The organism is Aquimarina sp. MMG015 (assembly GCF_018100855.1).
Taxonomy (GTDB): Bacteria; Bacteroidota; Bacteroidia; order Flavobacteriales; family Flavobacteriaceae; genus Aquimarina; species Aquimarina latercula.
Genome location: NZ_JAGJEB010000043.1, coordinates 1 through 455, shown reverse-complemented (window position 1 = coordinate 455; position 455 = coordinate 1). Strand labels below are relative to the sequence as shown.

Below are 455 nucleotides of genomic sequence, written 5' to 3'. Positions count from 1 at the left end.
AACATCTGAGAGTATCCTATTTTTAAGGTAGCATATGGTAGTATTTTTTGAGTAAAAACTAAATCTAGTTCTGTACCTAAGTATGTATCATCAGTTCCAGCAATATCTTCTGCAGCAGAGAAATAGTGAAGTTTTGCTAATAAACTACTGCTTTTACCAGTTTTGATAACAGCTTTAGCATATATATCTTGTAATCCTACACTATTGGCATGATTCCCTACATAAAAGTAATCCATATATCCATTAAATTTATGATTCGTTCCAAAGATTGGGAAGAAAGAAGTGATCTCTCCATCTGTTCCTCCATTATCATCACCACTAAGCAGTTCTCCACCTATTCCGAATAAAGTTTTTCCTGGTTTATAGGTAACCTCTAGACCGGCGTTATATGCTGATAAATCAACTGTTTCTGTGAATTTTCCAGTTTGTGCATATAAGTTTAAAGCTATTTTTAA

At 33.2% G+C, this 455-nt stretch carries 1 pseudogene; it reads right to left on the bottom strand.

The features are described 5' to 3' along the window. A pseudogene (locus J8L88_RS23420) lies at positions 1-455 on the bottom strand (alginate export family protein); the annotation flags it as partial.